Raw genomic sequence first — 20968 nt, 5'->3', positions numbered from 1 at the left:
AGTCCAAGAAGCCAAACACTTGTCATCCTGAACGTAGTGAAGGATCTTTTTAAGTGCGGTTACAATCACTAAGAGTGAGCCAAACATGCGAAACACCCGTCATCCCGCAGGGCCCCACAGAGCAGGCTGATCAAGTCAAGCAAAGTCCGAGTCTCCGACACCGCCAGTCGCTCAAAAAACGGCGACTCATTTGAGCCGCCGTTCCTGACTTCGTCCTTCTGCCTTCATCCCTTACCGAAGGCTCTTCCCCACAGCCAATTCCAGCGCAATCAGACTCGACTGATATTCCAGCTCCTTCTGCAAATGATCCGTCTCGGCGCCTTCATAGGTCACCTGAGCGTCGCGCAGCGACAGAGCCGAGGTCGCTCCCAGTCTGTAGCGCTCGCGCTCCAGCTCCAACGTCCGGTTGGCAAGCTCTCTGTTCCGGTTCGTCGTCTGCATCTGGTCGTAAACCGTTTCCAAATCCCGGAATGCCTTGCGCACGCCGCTGTCCACCGACAGCTTCAGCTCGCGTTCGGTCTCCTCTGCCTGCCGCAAAGCTACTTTCTTCGAAGCAACGTCGTACTCACGCGCGAATCCGTCGAAAATATTCCAATTCAAGCTCAAATAGTAAGTCGTATTGCGGTTGCGAGGGTCCAATGTAAAGGCCTGATCCGCTCCCGATTGTTCACTGGCCGTGCGCGATGCGCCAATCGAAACCCGCGGCAAATATGCACCGCGCGAATACTTGACGTTATCCTTGGCTTGCTTCGCCTGAAGCATCGCTATCTCCAAATCCGTCCGGTTCTGCCATGCTTCGTCGATCAGCTTGTCCAGTTCAAATTGATACGGAGTGATTCCGCCGTCTTCGGCAATCGCGAACCTGCTTCGCAAATCAATTCCCAAAGTCTGATTCAGGACTTCACGTTGATTCTCAAGTTCGCGTTCCGAACTCACAATCGTATTCTCCGCCGTACCCAGTTCAATTTCTGCCTGCAAAACGTCCAACTCAGTCACTGCACCCACGTCAAACCGTGCTTTCGCCAAATCATAGGCGTCCTTACGCTGATCCCGCAGCCGCTTGTTCAAAGCCACGACTTTTTCAAGTGTCAACACACCCACGACCTGTTGCGCCACGCTTCTTGTCAAAGTCTTGTGAGCCTCTTCAACCGACAGTGTGTTGATCTTCTTCTGAGCTTGTGCGATTCGATAGAGAAATATTCTCTGCCCGCCTTCGAACAAAGACAAGTTCGCGTTCACGTTCCATGAACTCGAGCGTGACTTTCCTTCCGTCGGATTCTGAGTGACGGTGATTGTGTCCAGCGTCAGCATTCCGTTGGAATCCGGAACAATCACAACATCCTCAAAGGTCACCGGCAGTGTCGAAACGCTTCCATCCGGATTGCGGAACGTACGATTCTCGAATTGCGACTCAGAAAAATCCAATCCCAACGAAATCGTCGGCAAAAATCTTCCGATTGCCGCCAAGTCGCCTGGACGGTTTAGTTGTTTTGTCAGTTCCGATTGCCGAACTTGGGGATTGTTCATGAGACCTATCTTTACCAGCGAATCCAGCGAAAGCGGCGTCTCGCTGTTCACCAGCATCGTCCGCTCCGCGGCCTGCGCACCACCACAAACCATACCCCATATCATCACCCACCAAATTATTCTCCGCACGCCTTGGACTCCAAATACTGATCTTTGATTTCGTAGAGGTAGTCGAGCACCGCATCGTGCTCGTTGGGAACCTTGCCCTCGAGAATCGCTTCTTCAAGGGCATCCTTAATCTTTCCGACTATAGGACCGGGGGAGAGGTTGCAAATCCGCATAATTTCATCTCCCCGCACCGGACTCTGAAAGGCCCGCAGTTGATCCCCCTCAATCACCTCACCAATCCGCGTCTTCAACTTCTCGAACTGGGTTAGGTAACGCTTGACTTTCTTAGGGTTAGCTGAGGTAATATCGGCTCGGCAAAGGGTCAGCAAATCTTCTAAATCATCCCCTGCGTCCACAATCAGCCGACGCACAGCCGAATCCGTCACCTCCTCCCGGGTCAAATTAATCGGCCGCATATGCAGTGCCGTCATCTTGACCAACTTATCCACAGTCTTCTCAGGCAGCTTCAGCCGCCGTCCGATAGGCTTCATCATCCGGCTGCCCACGTCTTCGTGGCCGTGAAATGTCCAACCCTGATCCGGAAAAAAACGCTTTGTCCGGGGTTTGGCGATATCATGGACCAAGGCCGCCATTCTCATCACCGGCACGTCCGTCAACTCGGCAATCCGGTCCACCACGAGCAGCGTATGGTTGAACACGTCCTTGTGATGGTGCTGCCCGACTTGGTCGACGCCTGACAAGTCCGCTATCTCCTTGAACACGATTCCCATCACACCGGTTTCATACATCAACCTCAAGCCAATCGAGGGTTTGGCCGCGCTCAAAAGTTTCAGCAATTCGTCCGTGATTCTCTCTTGGCTAACAATCTTGAGCCTCGGAGCCATAACCCGGCACGCTGCGAGGGTTTGAGGTTCAACTTCAAACTCAAGTTGCGCGGCAAACCTCACGGCCCGCATTATCCTCAAAGGATCTTCCGAAAAAGTCAGCTCAGGTTCTTTCGGTGTTCTAAGTATTTTGCGTCCAAGGTCGCCGATACCGTCGTACAAATCGATCAATTCACCGAAGCTGCCCTCGTTCAGATTTGCCGCGAGCGCATTTACCGTAAAATCCCGCCGTGCGAGGTCATCTTCCAGTGCCCCTTCCCACACTTTCGGCTTGCGTGATTGTATCTCATACGACTCCGCTCGCGCCGTGACAAAATCCAATTGATACCCTCGATACGGCACCATCGCTGTTCCGAATCTCTCAAACAAAACCGGATCGCGAACACCAAACTCCTTCGCAACCTGCTTCGCGAATCCCACCGCGTCGCCGATCACCGAGAAGTCAATATCTTTGACCTTCTTGCCTAACAATCTATCCCGGACAAATCCACCCACGGCATAAAGCTCGAGCCCATGCTCGTCCGCCAGTCGTCCGACCCGGTCGAGCACTCGTGAATCCGCGCGGTGAATGACCTTTCGTTTCAAAATCGTTGCCTCACTGTTCAACGGGACTGCTCCGTGTTTAGCCGGGCTCTCAGTGCGTCCAGCGTATCGTCCCGTCGGTCGAGAGCATAAGGAGTCGCCTCAACTTGCAGACCAAGTCTCGCGTAATCCTCCGCGGCCGCACTGTCTCCCAGCATATCCGAGCAATCCATCAATGTTCTGTAAAGTCCAATCTCTTCGTAACCGTTATCAAATGGAAGATGCTGAAATTGATTCAGCAAATTCAAGGCGGTCTGTCGTGCGTCTTCCCATTGCCCCGTCTTTTTCTCCAATGATAGTTTGGGAATCAGAAAACTACGGCTGTCGGGAAATCTGGCAAGTCCTGCCTTCACCATGCTGTCGGCAAGCTCGTACTTTTCGTCATCCAAAACAAACCAAACCATCGCGCTTATCGCCGCGTATCGTGAGAACTTAGACTGGCTGGCACCGATTTCCAAGTCGGACCAACCTTGCCGTTTTGTCGGCACTCCGGGAAGCCACCTGAGCAGGCTTAGGTTCGTTGCGGCTGCATATCTGTAGGCTCCGCGACCCACATAAGCATCATAGAATTCCGGATCAATTTCAATCGCGCGGTCAAAGTGCCGTCGTGAGGCCATGAGTCGCCGAATTCCGTCCAAAGTTCGCCCCTGTTTGTGACGAATCAACCCTGACACTGAATAAGCCGCCCCTTCAAGATACTCCCGTTCCGCAGCCGCGCTGTCTCTATTCCGCCTTTCCCACTGTTCGCAGCCTTCGATGCAATTCTCCGCAAATCTCTCCAACTCTGCAGTGCCCGTAGTGTCTTCAAAATCACATAGTTGCGCATAAATGACACTGGCCCGGCCATAGTCCGTCGCCGGGTGTCCAGGCCACTTCCGATCGATGCTTGCACACAGACTGTCCGCCGCTGCATAGTGATGTCCCATCAGTGTATCAAACAGGGACTCATAGACTTCCAAGGGTGAGGAGTCGGGCACTTTGCCAGTTGCCGCATGAGCCCAAAAGAGGCAGATGAACATGGGCAACGTGTGCGCAATTGGCCATTTGTGGCGTCTATTCACAGAGATTTCAATAGTTTTGATTGCATGAAGTTACGACAATTCCGGCAAAAAGCAAGAGCTTCGACCCTAAATCATCTTCAAGAACACACTTTGGGGTGTGGAGTTCGCCCCTTGAATTTACTATATTTTAGAGATTTCGTGGACAGGTTTGGACAATGACGTCGATATTTTTGGACATCTTCACTCACATTCGGAAATACTGGCTGCAGAAGAGACTCTTTTGGGCATTTCTTCTGTTAGCGACTTCTGCTTTCGCGTCCCCTCTCGAACCCGTACTGGTCGTCCTCGAACCGGAAAACTCGGTCATCCCTCAGGTCACCAGCATCGCCGGCAGATCCTTGTCCCTCAAAGACGGGCACAAACTGGCAATTGAAGCAGCACAGGCTCATGCCAAGACCACGCAAGCCCCCGTCCTGGAGAGGCTTGCGGAGCTTGCTGAAAGTTACGAGATAAAGAATATCCGCTCTTTCTGGGTGGCCAACGCCATCTCCTTCGACTGCTCGCCTGAATTAATTCCCCTGCTTGCAGAGTGGTCCGACGTTGCCCTCGAACGGGATCTGCCGCTCGAACTGATTCCCATTTCACAACCGCAAATCGATGACCGCAGACGTTCTCTGGACGAAGGCGTCTCAACGTCGCTCTTGGACATTCGTGCTCCAAGCGCGTGGGAGCTCGGTCTCACTGGAGTCGGCGTCCTCTTGGCGAGTTTCGACTCTGGCGTCAACGGTTCGCATCCCGGACTTTCGCCTCGCTGGCGCGGCAACAACGGGTATCCTGCCGATCAATGCTGGTTTGACTTGGTGGAACCCATCACGTCGACTCCCGGTGACAACGACGGTCATGGCACGCTGACCATGGGGCTGCAATGCGGCATGGTTCCCAATGACACGGTCGGAGTGGCATGGAATGCGCAGTTCATCTCCGCAGCGGTTGCCGAAGGCGGATTTACGATTACCAATGCGCTGCAGGCGTTTCAATGGATCGTCGATCCTGACGGCAATCCGTCTACCTTCGATGACGTCCCGCGGGTCCTATCGAATTCGTGGGGTTTCAACGGCGGCATCGAAACCTGCAACAATGTGCTGTTCCAATCCATGGACTTGGCCGAGGCCGCAGGGATTGCCGTTCTGTGGTCTGCCGGTAACGAAGGCCCGCCCGCCGGAACCATTCGAAATCCAGCCAATCGTGCGGACAATCTCGTTTCAGGTTTCTGTGTCGGTGGATGGGACAGTGTGATCGATTCCGTTTGGGTTTCGTCCAGCCGTGGGCCAACTCCCTGTTCGGAAGACCCCATCCTCAGAATCAAGCCCGAGCTAATTGCTCCTGCCCGCAACGTGCGTTCCACTTATCTCGGAACTTCCTTTGCCTCAAGCAGTGGAACGTCGTTTTCCGCTCCGCTCGCCGCCGGAACAATCGCTTTGATGATTGAAGCAAACCCGCTGCTGCCGCCCGATTCGTTGCTCGAATTATTGATGTTAACGGCGGTTGACGTCGATCAACCCGGTTTGGACAATCAATCGGGATACGGAATGCTCGATGCCTACATGGCCTGTCAGGCCGCGCTCACGGGACTGGGTTGGGTGCGCGGACATGTCCAAGATCAATTCGGCACGGGAATCGCCGCGGAAGTTGACTTGGTCAATCACCCCCAAAATACCCATTCCAACTCAGCCGGCGAATTTCTCCTGCCGTTGCCTGCGTTCCTTCCCTTCGATCTGCAAGTTATTGCCGACGGATACCTGCCGCAAACCGCTAACGTGGATATCCTGCCGAATGACACGTCCTACGTTACATTGACATTGACCGCGACCGCACAAGGCATTCTTTCGGGCAATGTCATCGATTGTCGCGGCATTCCCGCCGTTGGTGCCTATGTTGACGTCGCCGATGGCAGTGCGCCCACCGTGATTACCGACGGAAACGGCCGGTTCACCATGACCCTGAATCCCGGAACCTATGTCGTCGCGTGTTCCAGCGGAACGTGCGGCTCAACCGAAGTTCCCGACGTTCAGATCTTCGCTGGTGCGATCACGGATATCGAAGTTGTTCTTCCACTCAATCCGGCCTTCCAATGTTCGCCCGAAGATCCCTACGGCTATTTCTTGTGCGACAGCAACGATCCCGCCGGGCCTTCGCCCGGATATCAATCAGTTTCCCCATCTGAAGGCGGACGCGGCATCATCCACAATTTACCCGACGACGGACATGTCCCGCTCGCGCTGCCGTTCACCGTCACGTATTACGGTCAATCTTACGACCGGATCTTCCTGAACTCAAACGGAATTGTCAGTTTTCTAAGACTTGCTACGGCCTTCAATAATTTGCCCCTGCCGTACAACCTGACTCCGGCGCTCTTTCCGTTTTGGGATGACTTCAGTGACAACCTCGGTGGTCAAATTCTCTCCGACTACGATCCCGCGCGCGGCACATACACGTTCGAGTGGCACGAAGTTCCTTACTTCATATCAGTTCCACCCCCGACGGACAGTGCAAGTTTCCAATTGATCATCTATGACCAAGCCGTCGTACCCACTCAGAGCGGCAACAACGTCATGGAGTTCCGCTATGGACTCGTCCCCCGAATCAACAGCTGCACGATAGGAATAGACCGCGCTTCAGGTGACGGTTACGTCCGCTACGGATACAACGGCACATGGGAAACTTATGCAGTTCCTGTGGAAGAAGAATTAGCCATCCGCATCGCCGATGAACAACTTTCATCCGGAGTTCCCTCGCTGGTCTTGGAGCCTGCCACTCTCTCGCTTGCATTGGATCCGGGGCAATCCGTCGACACGTCCTTGTTCATCCACAATCTTGGCAGCGCACCGCTCGCCTATTCTGCGTCCGCTGAACCAAACGACCAAGTGAGCCAAACTCAGCGCGCCCATTCGCCCAATACTGTTTATCCGGTCTATCCCAAAGGCCACGTCCCGTCGCGGGTCGAACGGAGAGACGCTCAACTCGATGACTGGCTGCCGGATATCTACGGATATGCGTGGCGCACTTCGCACAATGATACGAGTGTCCACTACGATTTTGTTGACATCCAGTCTTTCGGTACGAATCTCGGCATCGCGCTTGACGATACCACTTCTTTCCCGCTCCCGTTGCCGTTTGAGTTCCCGCTCTACGACCGCACCTTCAAAAGGTACAGCGTTTGTTCCAACGGCTTCATCAGCTTTTGGTCGAATTCGAAAAACTACATCAACGACCATCTCAACTACGAACGCGACCCCTACTATGCAATTGCGCCGTTCTGGACGGACCTGAATCCGCAAGCCTCCGGTGAAATCTTTGAGTACTATGATCAGGCCAACAACCGCTTGATTGTGCAGTGGAATGAGATCCGGCCCTATGGCGAACTGCCCGGCTTCAACCTCACCTTCCAAGCTATTCTTTATCCGGACGGTTCCGTAGATTTCGTCTACGAACATATGCGGTCGTCTGTCAATCTCAAAACGGTCGGCATCAAAGGCGGTCTCGTCGGGGAATATCTCGAACTCTCTTACAACGGCACGCTCGTCGACAGTCTTATGACCGTCAGGATCATTCGACCTGACACTTCGGCTTCTTCCGTCCGTATTCTTTCCGGTTCCAGCGGTGTTGTGGATCCGTTTGGCGTCAACGAAATCCGGGTTCGCGTAGCAAACAATTCGGTCGAGCAGGGACTCATGGCCTTGCCGCTGCACATCGAATCCTCCGATCCTGCCGCTGCCGTGACAGAGTTTGCAGTGTCTATGCAGGGCGGAACTCCGTTTGAACCCCGCACTGTCCTCTTTGCCGCCGGTGATTCTCTGAGTCTTCATTGGCACTCGCATCCGCTGGGCAGTTACGATATCTGGACCGCTCTGCCGAATGATACGACGTTTGTTGCCTTTGTCGAAGCTGTTGCCGACACGTATTGGACTTTCATTCGTCCGGTAGACCTCGAACGTATCTATGCCGTGACCTTGACGGGTGCAAACGCGCCCGGCTCTCCGGATGAATCCGCTCAAAATACTTCTCCCTTGTCAAAACATAAACTGAATATACGATGATATGAGGTGTCTCATGTTTCGCTTGTTGTCCACGCTTTTGGTCCTCATTTTCGGCACGTTGCTGGCCCAAGCTGCCACCAACATTCCGCACCACGCCCTGATCAGAGTCTTCGGTCATGACGCCGCCCACGAAAAGCTGCTGCTTAATGACGATCGTCTCGATATTCTGCCCAAAGACGAAGAACCCGGAGTCTTGGTCGCAGCCTTGCCCGGCGACTTCGACTACTTGCAGAGTCGCGGCTATGGCTGGGATGTCGTTCATCAAGACCTCGAAGAATTCTACGCGCGCCGCTTGGCCAGCAACGACCATCTCGATTTGATGGGTGGCTACAAGACCTATTCCGAAATCAACGCCGCGCTCGATGTGATGCATGCCAATTACCCGAATATCACGACGGCAAAATTCTCCATCGGCCAGACTCTCGAAGGCCGTGAAATCTACTGCATCAAGATCAGCGACAATCCCGATGTCGACGAAGACGAAATTGAACTCTTCTACAACGCACTGCATCATGCCCGCGAACCTGCAGCGATGGAAGTACTCTTCTTGTTCATGGACCAACTGACGTCGCAATACGGCATAGATCCGGATTTGACCTACCTCGTCGACAACCGTGAATTCTATTTTGTTCCCTGCGTCAACGTCGACGGCTATGTCTATAATGAAACCACCAATTCCAACGGCGGCGGCATGTGGCGCAAAAACCGTCGCAACAACGGAACGAGCTACGGCGTCGACCTCAATCGCAACTATGGTTTCAACTGGGGATATGACAACAGCGGCTCCTCGCCGACTCCGTCTTCGGAAACGTATCGCGGAATTGAGGCCTTTTCCGAACCCGAAACTCAGGTCATGCGCGACTTCGTCAACTCCCGCAATTTCATCGTCGCGATGAACTACCACACGTATTCCAATCTGATTCTTTATCCATGGGGAGTGCAAGCCTACGAAGGAGGGTTTTGTCCCGACAACGACATCTTCCACACCATGGCTGACTCCATGCGCATCTACATTCAGCAAGTCAACGGTGCCAACTACACCATTGGTCCGCCGTGGGCCGTGCTGTACGGCGTGAACGGCGACGCGAATGACTGGTGCTACGGAGAACAAACCACAAAGCCGAAAATTTTCTCATTCACAACGGAAGTCGGCGGACCGTCGGACGGCTTCTGGCCCCCGCAAAATCGTATCGCTCCGCTTGCGCAGGAAAACCTGCCTGCCAACATTTTTGTGGCACGCTATGCAGAGAACTTGATCCCGCCTGACTATCAAGTTCGCCGTATTCTGCAAAATCAAGACGAGCAAAGTGGTAACGGCAACGGCGTAGTCGAACCGGGCGAACTGATGTCGCTCACGTTCACTCTGAAAAACACCGGCGCGCAAAACCTCGGCGTCCTAAGCGGTACTCTTACAACGTCAACGCCAAATGTCTCCGTGACAAACGGCGTCACAAGCTGGCCCGCGACGTCTCCCGGAGATTCCGCGGATAACTCATCTGAATTTGTGCTCAGTGTTGCCGGCGGTTTTTCGTCGCCCGGCGCGATTGCATGTCAGTTGCACTTGACCTCCGGCGAAGGTTTGGACACGACTCTGTCAGTCACCGCCGTCGTCGGCAGCCCCAGCTTCTTTGATGACGTCGAATCCGGTGACAACGGCTGGATTTCCGACGGACTCGGTACTCCGTGGCATGTCTCGACTCGTCAGGCCGTGTCCCCGACTCATTCGTGGTACAGCGGAAGCGAAAGTACTGGACTGTACTCTGCCAGCAGCAATATTATTCTCACGTCGCCGGAGATTCTTCTGGGCGACAATGCCGTCTTGACTTTCTCGCAGCGCTACCTGCTCGAATTCGGATACGACTACGGATTCGTCGAATTGATCGATGCTGAAGGCACACACCAAATCGCCGGACCGTACACCGGTTCCAGCGGTGGGTTCCAAACTGTGAGCATTCCGTTGACCCAATATGCTCCTGGCAGCATGATTCAAATTCAGTTCCGTCAAGTCACGGACGTAGCCGTGGAAGACGAAGGTTGGTATGTGGACGATATCTACGTCGGCCCGCCGCCCAACATCAGCACCACTCCGACTTCCGTTTCTGTCGGCGTCGCTCCTGATGATATTGTCGAACAAACGGTGGTCGTCGAAAACTCCGGCGGCTCGGACTTAGTTTATTCAGTGATGTTCCAAAACGGCACGGCCGTCACCGACACCGGTGGTCCGGATGCCTTTGGCTATCGTTGGCAAGATTCCAATGATCCCTGTGGACCAATCTACTCGTGGCTTCCGATTTCCAATCAAGGCACTCAATTGACGTGGGGAACGGGAGAAGGTGATCAGTCTCGCGGACCGTTTGCCCTGCCGTTCGATTTTCCGTTCTACGGCCAAGAGTATTCGCAGCTTTGGGTCAATGCCAACGGGTGGATTAGTTTCGTCGACGGCTCAAGCCAAGCATACTTGAACGAGAGTCTGCCCTCGAGCAATGCACCTGCGGCCGCAATCTTCCCGTGGTGGGACGACCTAAAACCGCAAGACGCCGGATCCAACGTGCGGTTCTGGGAAAACGGTGTCGACTCGGTTGCTGTCCATTTTGAAAATGTGCATGCAGGTACGAGTCCCAATCAAGGCACGTACAACTTCCAGCTCCTGCTCACAGCTCGCGGAGAAGCGCGCGTCTTCTATGGCGACATGGGCACGATTCGTTTGACCAGTGCCACGATTGGTATTCAGAATGCCGACAAAACCGTTGGACTGACTGCTCTGAACAATCAGGCAGGGATTGCGAACTTCGAATCGCGCAGATTTGCACTCGGACCTCGTTGGGTTTCTGTTTTCCCGACTTCCGGAATTGTCGCGCCAAACTCCGTCGACACTCTGCGCTTGAGCTTCCTCGGGGCCGAACTTTGCGGAGATCCCAGCTTGAGCGGGTTGCTTATCATGTCCAACGATCCCGACAATTCGCCTTTGACTATTCCCATTGAAGCGACGTCACAAGTTCAATTGCCTGCTCCGCTTGATCTGACGATCTTGCCTGACGGCGATGACATTCAGCTCCAATGGGCGGCAGTCCCGGGTGCTTCGACCTACCAAGTTGAGTATTTCACCGAGTTCGGCGGCTTGTCTACGATCGTAGGAACACCCGCAACGAACAGCTTTACTCATGTGAATGTGCTTCAAACCTACGCTGTCGGTTACTATTCAGTTCGTGCTCTGCCGTAAGGAGAATCCGGTTTGCTGAAACTCTTTCGTGACAGCTTCCTCGCTGTCGTATTGCTCGTATTTGTTCTTTCAAATCTGTCCGCGGCCGCGACTCGCCGTCCGGCATGGGCGCCAAACGTGATGATTGCGTCCGCCGATTCGCATGCCACGCGAGCAGGTCTGCAAATCCTTGAAGCCGGAGGCAACGCAGTCGATGCAGCTTGCGCGGTTGCCTTCGCTCTCGGCGTTTCCGAAGGTTATTCCAGCGGTATCGGCGGCGGATGCTTCATCGTTCTCCACATGGCTGACGGTCGTGAGGCAGCTATTGACGGGAGGGAAGTCGCCCCCAAGCGCGCCTCCCGGTTGATGTTCGTGCCCCAAAACAAAAATGACCGCACCGACCTCTCGCTTTATTCTCCGCTGGCTGCGGGTGTTCCCGGTGAAGTCGCGGCTCTCGATCTCATGGTTAAAGAATTCGGCACGATGCCGTTCGCTGACCTGATCGAACCTGCCCGTGCGCTGGCCGATACCGGCTTCATAGTAGATGCATATTACGGCGAAGTTCTCAAAGACTACGCCGAACGGTTCAGCCGCGATCCGGGGTCGAGTGCCGTCTATTTGCACGCAGACGGTACCCCGTTCCAAGTGGGCGAACGCTTCCCGCAAAAAGATCTTGCCGAAACTCTCCGGCGCATGCAAGAGCACGGTGCCGCCGAGTTCTATACCGGAGAAACCGCCAACCTGATTGCCGACTTCATGCGTAAGTCCGGCGGCGTGATGACAAAACAGGACCTGGCTGATTACAGAGCCGTCAGTCTCGATCCGGTGCGTGGTACTTACCACGGCTACGACATCATCTCGATGCCGCCCCCCAGTTCTGGCGGTATTCACCTGATTCAGATTCTTAATCTGCTCGAAGGCTATCCACTTTCCTATCTTGGTGCCGGATCCTCCGAATCTCTGCACTTAATTGCCGAAGCCATGAACTATGCCTTCGCAGATCGAGCGGAATACCTCGGCGATCCCGTCTTCACTCCCGTTCCCACCGAAGCTCTGATCAGCAAAGAGTATGCGGACAAACTTCGCGGAAAAATTTCCCGCTCCCGTCATACCTCCAAGCCCGATCCCGGCGATCCGTGGCAATTCATGTCCGGTATCGAACATCACACCACGCATTTCTGTGTTGTCGACGATATGGGAAATGCGGTCTCCATGACGGCCACGGTGAACACTCCTTTTGCCACCGGGATCACCGTCCCCGGTGCGGGCATCTTGCTCAACAACGAAATGGATGATTTCGTTACCCAGCCCGGAAAAGCCAATTTCTTCGGCTTAGTGGGCAAGGCTGCCAATGAAGTCGAGCCCGGCAAAAAACCCCTCTCTTCCATGTCCCCCACGATTCTGCTCAAAGGCGGCAAACCCTATCTGCTTGCCGGTGGAGCAGGCGGTCCGAGGATCATTACGGCCACGCTGCTCGCCATCGTAAATTCCCTCGACTATGGCATGGATATTCAGGAAGCCGTCGATTTCCCGAGGATTCATCAGCAGTGGATGCCGGACCGGGTTTTCGTTGAGCCGGAACATCCGTTCGATGTCCGCGTTGGATTGGAACAGAGGGGGCACACTGTCGATGTTGGTCTTGCAAGGTCCCGAGTTCAGGCAATACAAGCGGATACCATTCGCGGCGGATGGACTGGAGCTGCGGACAGCCGTGGCGTCGGTGCCGCTATCGGCTATTGAACGGTATGTGCGACGGCCCCGACTCCAGAGTATAGTCTTGTTGACAATTTGACAAGCCATTTGTACCTTGTCACTATGACTCCAAATAAAGATCTTCCCCTCGACATCGGTCAGCGTATCTACAATGCGCGAAAGGCCGCCGACATGTCCCAAGAGGCGTTGGCCAAGGCCGTCCGTGTCAATCGATCGTACCTCTCTTTGGTCGAGAACGGGAGGTCCTCGCCGACTATCGAATTTCTTGAAAAACTCGCCACCGGCCTAAGTCTCCGTGTCGAGGAATTGATCCTTGGCCCGGATGTCTTCAGATACCTCAGCCTGTCTCCCAAACACGGTTTTCTCTATCGCGGTTTGCAGGAGTTGCTCGCCGACGACGAGCAAATGCTCCTGATGAATCCGACGGCGGAAGAACTCGAAATTCTAAAAGCTATCCAACTGCATCCTGATCACGACCCCACCAAGAGGTTCTTCGTGGATGCTCTGCTTGATCTGCGCCGCACGCGCAGCTAATTCATACTCCATAAGACCTCCAAGGAACGATTTCATGCAATGGCAATCCCGATGGGACGATGACGTGTTCATCGTCGAATTGAGCGGCAAATTGATGGGCGGACCAGAGGTTGACACCTTTCACGATCTCGTGCGCGACGCCGTCAAGAAAGGCAGCGGCGCGGTCGTCATTGACATGAGCGGAGTCGATTGGCTCAACAGTTGGGGAGTCGGGCTGCTCGTTTCTGCTTACACGACCATGCGAAACGTTAACGGCTTGCTGATTCTCGTGGCGTGCGGCCCAAAAGTCTCGTCCGTCCTGCACATGACGAGATTCGATACCGTATTTACCTTTGCTCCGGACGTGCCGGCCGCACTGAAAACGGCACGAACCGCCGATAAAGGTTGATTGTTCTCTGTTCACAAATCTAACAAACATAAATTCAGCTCAAGGAGCCTCGCAGCAATGAAACTGAAGACATCTGAATCGAATGGCGTTTATATCGTCGAATTGTCGGGCAAGATTATGGGCGGCCCCGAGTCCTCGCAATTCCACGATGCCATGAAGCATGCCGTCGCCAACAGCATGAAACATGTCGTGATTGATCTCGGTGGAGTAGAGTGGATGAACAGCTCCGGTATCGGTCTGCTCGTTTCTGCTTATACTACCCTCAAAAATGCCGGAAGTGAAATGAAACTTGCCCGCACGACTGACAAGATTCAATCCCTCCTCGTCATTACGAAACTTAATTCCGTCTTCGACAGCCACGATACCGTGGATAGCGCCATTAAGAGCTTCAACTAATTTGCTTGATACCCTTGTCCCAGACTTCCGGCTGCCCGGAAACTCCGATCCGGGTGCGGAATTCGCGCGCCCGCTTGCGTCACTGGACGAATTGGAACGTCTGGCTCAAGACATGATTCGCGAAAGCCGCTCGGGTGCCGTTTCGCCCGAGCGGCTGACTCAGTTGCAGGAACTCTTGCAGACCATCGGTACCGCCGAGGAATATCTGAAACTGCGGGCCGAGTTCGAACGCGAACGGCACGAAAACGCCGTCCTGCAGGAAGTCAGCATGAGGCTGTCCAGTGCCGCCGAAATCCGCGACGTGCTGCGCGCAATTCTTGAGTCACTCAGGAATGTCGTGGACTTCGATGCCGCCGGTATCTTTGTTTTCAACAAAGAGATGCAGCAAATTGAAGTCGATATGCTTGCGGGCTATGGCAGCTCCCAGCGCCGCCGCGTCTATACAAAATTCCAGGAAGGCGTCAAGCAGGGGGAGGGCATCGTCGCCACAGTGGTTTTCTCCGGAAAACCGCTTTACGTCCCTGACGTCCGCGAAGACCCGCGCTACGTGCAAGTCAGACCGACTACGTTGTCAGAACTTGCCGTTCCGATTCTCGTGCGCGATGAACTGATCGGCGCGTTCAATTTGGAATCCAACAAACTCGATGCCTTCAGCGACCGCGATTTGAGAACTCTGATGACTTTCGCGAGCCATGCTGGAGTCGCGCTCGAACGTGCCCGCGCCGACCGCGAACGTCAGCACACTCAAAGAATCGGCGAAGAGCTTGCCCTCGCTCGCAGAATCCATACGAGCTTTTTGCCCAAAGTTATGCCGCGCTTCTCTCCATACGATCTCGGCGGCATGAACTTCCCGTCCAGCGAAGTCGGTGGTGACTACTATGACTTCGTTCCTATCACCGACGACGATCTCGGAATCATCATGAGTGACGTGGCCGGACATGGTGTGGCAGCGGCGTTGCTTATGGCCAATTTCCGCGCCTGTATTCGCATCGAATCCCGAGCTCACTACGCCATCGAAGTAATCCTGAAGCGCGTTAACGAGTTCTTGGTCGAAACCAATCCCCCCGATAGTTTCGTGACGGCCTTCTACGGCGTTTTGAACCGCAAGTACAACGTGCTGACTTTCGCCAATGCCGGACACAATCCGCCGCTGCTCTATCGCAAAGGCGAACCCCCGCGCTGGCTCTCCAACGGCGGCCCCATCTTGGGTGTGCTTCCCGATGCCGGCTACCAACAGGATCAAATCGAGCTGATTCCCGGTGACGTGCTCCTTCTATATACAGACGGAGTCACCGAAACCAAGAACGATGCCGACGAAGAATTCGGTGAAGACAGACTTGCCGAATTGGTGGAGAAATATTCTAATCTCACCGCGCATGAATTGGCCCGGCGCATCAGTCATGACGTTCACTTGTTCCACGCGCCGGACGCGACGATGGATGACCTTACACTGTCTGTGGTGAAGTATGAACCAACCGCATAAAACCGAAGTTCTGAATATCCCCTCATCGGTCGACCAGATCGAAAAAGTGGACGACTTCGTTGAGTCCTGCGCTGTCAGGTTAGGCTTCAACGAAGACGCCCTCGCCGATATCGGCATCTGCGTCACCGAATTGGTGATGAATGCCATTGTGCACGCGCACAAGGAACAAATTGAAATCCCGGTTGAAATCCAAGTGAGTTGTCGGGAAGATGGTTTGATGGTTTCCGTGCGCGACTACGGTCCCGGATTTGAAACAGCGGCCATTCCCGATCCGACTTCGCCCGAAAATATTCTCGAAGACCACGGCCGAGGCATCTTGATTGTCCGCGCGATGATGGACGACGTCAAAGTCACCCGGCTGCACGATGGTATGAAAATCGAAATCTTCAAGAAACTGAATTCCACGGAATGAAGACCGCGATCTATCCCGGAACTTTCGACCCGGTTACTTACGGCCACCTCGACGTCATTGAACGTGCCGTCGGACTGTTCGATCAAGTTATCGTCACGCTGGCTATTCACTCGCAGAAATCTCCGCTCTTCACCTCCGAAGAGCGAAAAGAGATGATTCAAAAAAGTACGGCCCACCTGCCCGGAGTTTCCGTTGACACGTGCAGCGGATTGTTGGTCGATTTTGCCCGCAGCAAAAATGCCGTCGCCATTATCCGCGGCTTGCGCGCCGTCTCTGATTTTGACTATGAGTTTCAAATTGCCTTGGCCAACAGAGTACTTGCTCCGGCAATCACGACGGTCTTCCTGATGCCAAGCGAGCAATACACATATCTGAACAGCTCAATCGTCCGCGAAGTCGCCCGACTGGGTGGAACGATAGAAACTTTTGTTCAGCCGCATGTGGCCGCCGCCTTGCGCAAGAAGTATGGAATTAACGGCGGGTGAAACCGCGTATCTTTGTTTCGCTTGAACTGTTGCCGCGTCTTGCGGCGCTGGTTCCTTCGCTTGACGATCTGGACGTCGCCTATGCCTGCTCAAAGGCCGGTGCGGACGGTCTTATCGTCGGTGTCCCCGCCGACACGGGACATCGAGATAGCTTGAATCGTTTCGACCGTCCCGGCCTTCCGCTGTTGTGTGTCCATGCGTCGCTCTATCAGCTCGATGCGTTGAGTGCGTTGGGTTCGGCTCCGGATCGCTTCTTGATTTCCGATGACGGCAGGCCCTGCGCGAAACTTGATGCGGTCGCTGAGTGGCAAGAAAAAATCACCGGCACGCACCAAGAAGTTGCCGCGCTGATTCAGCCCGAACCTCAAATGCTGAAACTTGCTGCCCGTGCGCGAATCAACTGGGTCGCATTTTCAACAGAAACTTTGCAAAAGGCCGAAACTCGCCCCGAAGCTGAGCAAGAACTTGCGCGACTTACGTCGGCCGCGATGCTGGCAAGCCGCAATAATCTCTGTGTTATGATCTACGGTGCGATGGATAGACATTTTGCACCGTCGATTGCCGGACTGGAAGGTGTCGATGAGCTCGTCCCCACGACCACGCTGTGGTCGCTTGCGTTGCGGCACGGATGGGAACACGCCGTCGAAACTTTCTATCGCTGGATACGATGATGCGCCCGAACGGGCGCTTTACGTTTTGGTCCGCTTGGATCGTTTTTTCGGCGGCATTTCTGATTTGTCGGTTCTCGCTCTTTGATCCCGTCTTTTACAACGTCGATGAAGCCGAATATGCGGTCGCCGCGCAAGCGCTCGGCCACGGACTCTATCCCGGAGTGGATTTGCTGGGGTCGACCAAGCCACCCGGCATCGTCTCGCTTTACTATCTGATCTTTGCACTGTTCGGCCAAAGTCTGCTTGCGCTCCAAATCGTCGCGTTCGCACTGTGGTTGTTGCTGCTGTATCTAACCCTGCGGCTCGTGCGCGAATTCTTCCCTGACGTCCCCGATTGGATGTCCGGGTTGAGTTTCTTTATGATTGCCAATAGCTTTGGATTGCCGCGCGATCTGCACGCGCTGAATACTGAGCTTCCCGCGATGGTGCTCGCCCTTTCGGCTCTTTTCGTCGCCGCAAAATCCAAACATGCGCGCGACTTTGTACTCTGCGGGATTCTGGTTGGCGTTGCGTCCATTTACCGTCAAAGCGAACTGCTCTTTGCACTGGTCGTCCCGTTCCTGCCGTCCGCAAACACGCGCGGTGCCCGAGGCACGTTCTTTGTCTCGATTCTGCTGCCGTGGCTTGCCGTGTTTGCAGTCTATGCCGCGCACGGCGGACTTGCGGTTGCTTTGGATTCGTGGTTTCGATATCCCTTTGTATATTCAGGCGACGTTGGTATTGCCGGTTTCTTTCAGGCTGCCTATCTGAATACGAGCGAGTTCGTTCTGCAGGCCGTCGTTCCGGTTGTGCTGAGTTTGATTGGTTTGTTCGCCGCCCTTGGAGCCCGCAACAAACTTGCAGTCACGTTCTTAGTTGTTTCCGCGGCGGCTGTCGCGACCGGTGCGCGCTTCTTTGGCCACTACTACATTCAGGTTATGCCCGCATTGGCGATCCTGAGTGCGGTGGGCCTGCGCAAGCTATTCCTGAACAACAAGACTCGTCTGCTCGCGCGCGCCGCAATCGTCGGAGGGGTCGTCGTCGCTTTTCTGCACTTTCCCTTCTGGCGCTATTGGGACACTTCAGCGCCGCCCCGGGGAGTGTCTTCCGCATCCTTGGCAGGATCCGGATTGGAAATTGAATTAGCCGATTACGCAAAACAAAACTCCAGTCCGGACCAGTCGATTTTCGTCTGGGGATATTGCCCGCAGATCTACTTTTTCTCAAACAGACTGCCCGCCGCGCGTGACTTCTTGTGCCACTATGTCACGGGATACTCCGCGGGTTCCACGTCGCCGCGTGAAAACTATTCCGCGGTTGCCGAACAAATGCTCGTCGAAGATTTGACGGCAAGCAAACCCAAATTGATTTTTGACTTGACTTTTCTCGTCGATAACCCCTATTCCTTTGCCGACTATCCGCTCACGAACTACCCTGCGCTTGCCCAATTCGTCGTTGCCAACTACAAACCCGCCGCGCAAGTCGGTTCGATCGCAATTTATTCTCTGAATACTGACATACACTGATTAGCCAATTCTATCCATGCGTTTCCCAGCAGAACCTTTCCGCATAAAAGTCGTTGAAAAAATCCGTCGCACCACGCGCGATGAGCGTGTCGAACTTCTCGAACGCGCGGGTCTGAATGTCTTCTTGATCCCTGCCGATGCCATTTACGTCGACCTTCTGACCGACAGCGGCACGGGCGCCATGAGCGACCAGCAATGGGCCGGCCTGATGATCGGAGATGAAAGTTATGCCGGCTCCAAAAGCTATTTCAAGTTCGAAGCCGCCGTCCGCGACATTACCGGATTTCCTTTTATCACACCCACGCACCAAGGCCGTGTCGCGGAGAACCTTTTGTTCTCCACGATTTGCACCGAAGGCAAAACCGTTATTTCCAACACTCACTTCGATACGACCCGCGCCAATGTCGAAATGAACGGCGCTGAAGCGCTCGACTTGCCCGTCAAAGAAGCTCTCGATCCGCAGCTCGGAAAGCTCTGGAAAGGCAACATGAATGTCGCCTTGCTCGAAGAGAATTTGAAAAACAATCGCGACAACATTCCGCTCGTCGTGATGACCGTCACCAACAACTCCGCCGGCGGTCAACCCGTTTCGATGGAAAATATCCTTGCGACATCCCGCATTTGCAAACAATACGGAGTTCCGTTCTTCATCGATTGCGCGCGTTTCGCCGAAAACTGTTGGTTCATTCACGAATATGAGCCCGGCTACAAAGGCAAAACCATCATCGAAATTGCCCGCGAGATGTTCAGTCATGCCGACGGCTGTTGGATGTCCGCCAAGAAAGATGCTCTCGTAAACATCGGCGGCTTCATCGCAATGAACGACGTCGAGCTTGCGCGCAAACTTCAGCAAATGCTCATTTTGATCGAAGGTTTCCCGACATACGGCGGACTCGCAGGCCGCGACCTTGAAGCCGTCGCCGTAGGTTTGTACGAAGGAATGGAACTTGACTACTTGCAATACCGCACGGCGCAAGTGCGCTATCTCGGTGACATGTTGCTCGATGCCGGGATTTCAATTGTGCGGCCCGTTGGCGGACACGCCGTCTTCATTGACGCAAAAGCATTCTGCGACCATATCCCGCCCGAAAAATTCCCCGGTGTCGCTCTGACGACCGCGCTCTATCGCGAAGCCGGTATTCGCGGCGTCGAAATCGGCTCGCTGATGTTCGGACATATTGATTCCAAGACCGGAAAGCACGTCGGACCGCCGCTCGAACTTGTCCGCTTGGCGATTCCGCGCCGCGTCTACACAACTGCGCACATGACGTACGTCGCTGAATCCATCGTCGAGTTGTTCAAATCCCGCCATTCCATTAAAGGAATGAGATTAACCTACGAAGCCCCGGTCCTGCGTCACTTCACGGCAAGACTGGAAGAAGTGGACGAATGATTAAAGCTGTATTCTTTGACTTCGACGGCACTCTGATTGATTCCATGCCCGCTCACGTTTTGGCGTGGAGCAAAATTTTGGGCGAAATCGGCGTGCAACTCGACGACTTGTACTTCCAGCTCCACGAAGGCGAAAAAGCCGAAGACACCATTTCACGTCTGCTTGCCGAAAACGGCGTCAATTACTCGACGGATGAGCAGTTCGAGTTGATCGAGCGCAAACGTGCGCTGTATCGTTCGCAGGCTCCTGCCGGTTTGATTCCCGAAGCCGCTGATCTCGTCGGTGAACTGCGGAATCGCGGCATTGCCTGCGACATCGTCACAGGTTCCATTCGCAGCAACATGGACGCGGTGCTCACGCAAGCGGAATTTGCCCTCTTCCGCAATATCTACACTCCGGCCGACTATGCCAAAGGCAAGCCCGCGCCTGACCCGTACACGACCGCTCTCGCCGGATCAGGTTTGCAAGCGGAAGAGTGTCTCGTTCTCGAAAATGCTCCACTCGGCATTCAATCCTCAAAAGCTGCGGGACTCCGTACCGCGGCCATTACGACTACCTTACCACCGAAATACTTGAAAGAAGCCGACCACGTTATTCATAACTTCTCGGACTTCCTTTCTCTTCTATAA

16 protein-coding genes are annotated in these 20968 nt (G+C 54.3%); 13 read left to right on the top strand and 3 right to left on the bottom strand.

Features of this window, described 5'->3' with window-relative positions; genetic code table 11:
* Positions 1-231 precede the first annotated feature (231 nt).
* The 3 genes from H6507_06550 to H6507_06540 are packed head-to-tail and all read right to left on the bottom strand — an operon-like array spanning position 232 to position 4039.
* Complete coding sequence (locus H6507_06550) at positions 232-1656, bottom strand: TolC family protein (protein MCB9368746.1); 1425 nt, start codon at positions 1654-1656, stop codon at positions 232-234.
* A complete protein-coding gene (locus H6507_06545; GenBank protein MCB9368745.1) occupies positions 1644-3050 on the bottom strand; it encodes an HD domain-containing protein in 1407 nt (468 codons plus the stop codon). Before H6507_06545 ends, H6507_06550 begins: the two co-directional genes overlap by 13 nt.
* Before the next feature lie 32 nt (positions 3051-3082).
* A complete protein-coding gene (locus H6507_06540; GenBank protein MCB9368744.1) occupies positions 3083-4039 on the bottom strand; it encodes a hypothetical protein in 957 nt (318 codons plus the stop codon).
* A 239-nt stretch (positions 4040-4278) separates the two neighbouring features.
* Between H6507_06540 and H6507_06535 the strand changes: the two genes are divergently transcribed.
* The 13 genes from H6507_06535 (at position 4279) to H6507_06475 (ending at position 20968) form a co-directional block, all read left to right on the top strand.
* Positions 4279-8160 (top strand): S8 family serine peptidase, encoded by a 3882-nt coding sequence (locus H6507_06535; GenBank protein MCB9368743.1) that lies wholly within the window; start codon positions 4279-4281, stop codon positions 8158-8160.
* Between the two features lie 13 nt (positions 8161-8173).
* Positions 8174-11380: a hypothetical protein gene (locus H6507_06530; protein ID MCB9368742.1), complete on the top strand. Its 3207-nt coding sequence runs from the start codon at positions 8174-8176 to the stop codon at positions 11378-11380.
* Positions 11381-11392: 12 nt separating this feature from the next.
* Positions 11393-13099, top strand: coding sequence for a gamma-glutamyltransferase (ggt, locus tag H6507_06525; protein ID MCB9368741.1), 1707 nt, complete (start codon positions 11393-11395; stop codon positions 13097-13099).
* Positions 13100-13174: 75 nt separating this feature from the next.
* A complete protein-coding gene (locus H6507_06520; protein MCB9368740.1) occupies positions 13175-13606 on the top strand; it encodes a helix-turn-helix transcriptional regulator in 432 nt (143 codons plus the stop codon).
* Between the two features lie 34 nt (positions 13607-13640).
* A complete protein-coding gene (locus tag H6507_06515) occupies positions 13641-13994 on the top strand; it encodes an STAS domain-containing protein (protein ID MCB9368739.1) in 354 nt (117 codons plus the stop codon).
* A 57-nt stretch (positions 13995-14051) separates the two neighbouring features.
* A complete protein-coding gene (locus H6507_06510; GenBank protein ID MCB9368738.1) occupies positions 14052-14390 on the top strand; it encodes an STAS domain-containing protein in 339 nt (112 codons plus the stop codon).
* A gap of 1 nt (position 14391) precedes the next feature.
* Positions 14392-15873: a SpoIIE family protein phosphatase gene (locus tag H6507_06505; protein ID MCB9368737.1), complete on the top strand. Its 1482-nt coding sequence runs from the start codon at positions 14392-14394 to the stop codon at positions 15871-15873.
* Positions 15857-16285, top strand: a complete 429-nt coding sequence (locus H6507_06500) for an ATP-binding protein (GenBank protein MCB9368736.1) — start codon at positions 15857-15859, stop codon at positions 16283-16285. Before H6507_06505 ends, H6507_06500 begins: the two co-directional genes overlap by 17 nt.
* Entirely contained in the window at positions 16282-16770 is a 489-nt protein-coding gene (gene coaD / locus H6507_06495; protein ID MCB9368735.1) for a pantetheine-phosphate adenylyltransferase, read from the top strand. Before H6507_06500 ends, coaD begins: the two co-directional genes overlap by 4 nt.
* Entirely contained in the window at positions 16767-17441 is a 675-nt protein-coding gene (locus tag H6507_06490; protein MCB9368734.1) for a pyridoxine 5'-phosphate synthase, read from the top strand. The genes coaD and H6507_06490 overlap by 4 nt, the downstream gene beginning before the upstream one ends.
* Entirely contained in the window at positions 17438-18946 is a 1509-nt protein-coding gene (locus H6507_06485) for a glycosyltransferase family 39 protein (GenBank protein ID MCB9368733.1), read from the top strand. Before H6507_06490 ends, H6507_06485 begins: the two co-directional genes overlap by 4 nt.
* Positions 18947-18962: 16 nt before the next feature.
* Complete coding sequence (locus H6507_06480; GenBank protein ID MCB9368732.1) at positions 18963-20339, top strand: tryptophanase; 1377 nt, start codon at positions 18963-18965, stop codon at positions 20337-20339.
* Entirely contained in the window at positions 20336-20968 is a 633-nt protein-coding gene (locus H6507_06475) for an HAD family phosphatase (GenBank protein ID MCB9368731.1), read from the top strand. Before H6507_06480 ends, H6507_06475 begins: the two co-directional genes overlap by 4 nt.

It is taken from the genome of Calditrichota bacterium, from assembly GCA_020637445.1.
GTDB lineage: Bacteria > Electryoneota > RPQS01 > RPQS01 > RPQS01 > JABWCQ01.
The sequence above is the reverse complement of the archived record's forward strand: the minus strand, read 5'-3'. Positions and strand labels throughout refer to the sequence as shown.

Excerpts from the sequence above, each read along its gene's own strand:
- H6507_06535 (MCB9368743.1), top strand. The coding sequence starts at position 4,279 with ATGACGTCGATATTTTTGGACATCTTCACTCACATTCGGAAATACTGG.
- H6507_06485 (MCB9368733.1), top strand. The coding sequence starts at position 17,438 with ATGATGCGCCCGAACGGGCGCTTTACGTTTTGGTCCGCTTGGATCGTT.
- H6507_06480 (MCB9368732.1), top strand. The coding sequence starts at position 18,963 with ATGCGTTTCCCAGCAGAACCTTTCCGCATAAAAGTCGTTGAAAAAATC.
- H6507_06475 (MCB9368731.1), top strand. The coding sequence starts at position 20,336 with ATGATTAAAGCTGTATTCTTTGACTTCGACGGCACTCTGATTGATTCC.
- H6507_06500 (MCB9368736.1), top strand. The coding sequence starts at position 15,857 with ATGAACCAACCGCATAAAACCGAAGTTCTGAATATCCCCTCATCGGTC.
- H6507_06515 (MCB9368739.1), top strand. The coding sequence starts at position 13,641 with ATGCAATGGCAATCCCGATGGGACGATGACGTGTTCATCGTCGAATTG.
- H6507_06530 (MCB9368742.1), top strand. The coding sequence starts at position 8,174 with ATGTTTCGCTTGTTGTCCACGCTTTTGGTCCTCATTTTCGGCACGTTG.
- coaD (MCB9368735.1), top strand. The coding sequence starts at position 16,282 with ATGAAGACCGCGATCTATCCCGGAACTTTCGACCCGGTTACTTACGGC.
- H6507_06510 (MCB9368738.1), top strand. The coding sequence starts at position 14,052 with ATGAAACTGAAGACATCTGAATCGAATGGCGTTTATATCGTCGAATTG.
- H6507_06520 (MCB9368740.1), top strand. The coding sequence starts at position 13,175 with ATGACTCCAAATAAAGATCTTCCCCTCGACATCGGTCAGCGTATCTAC.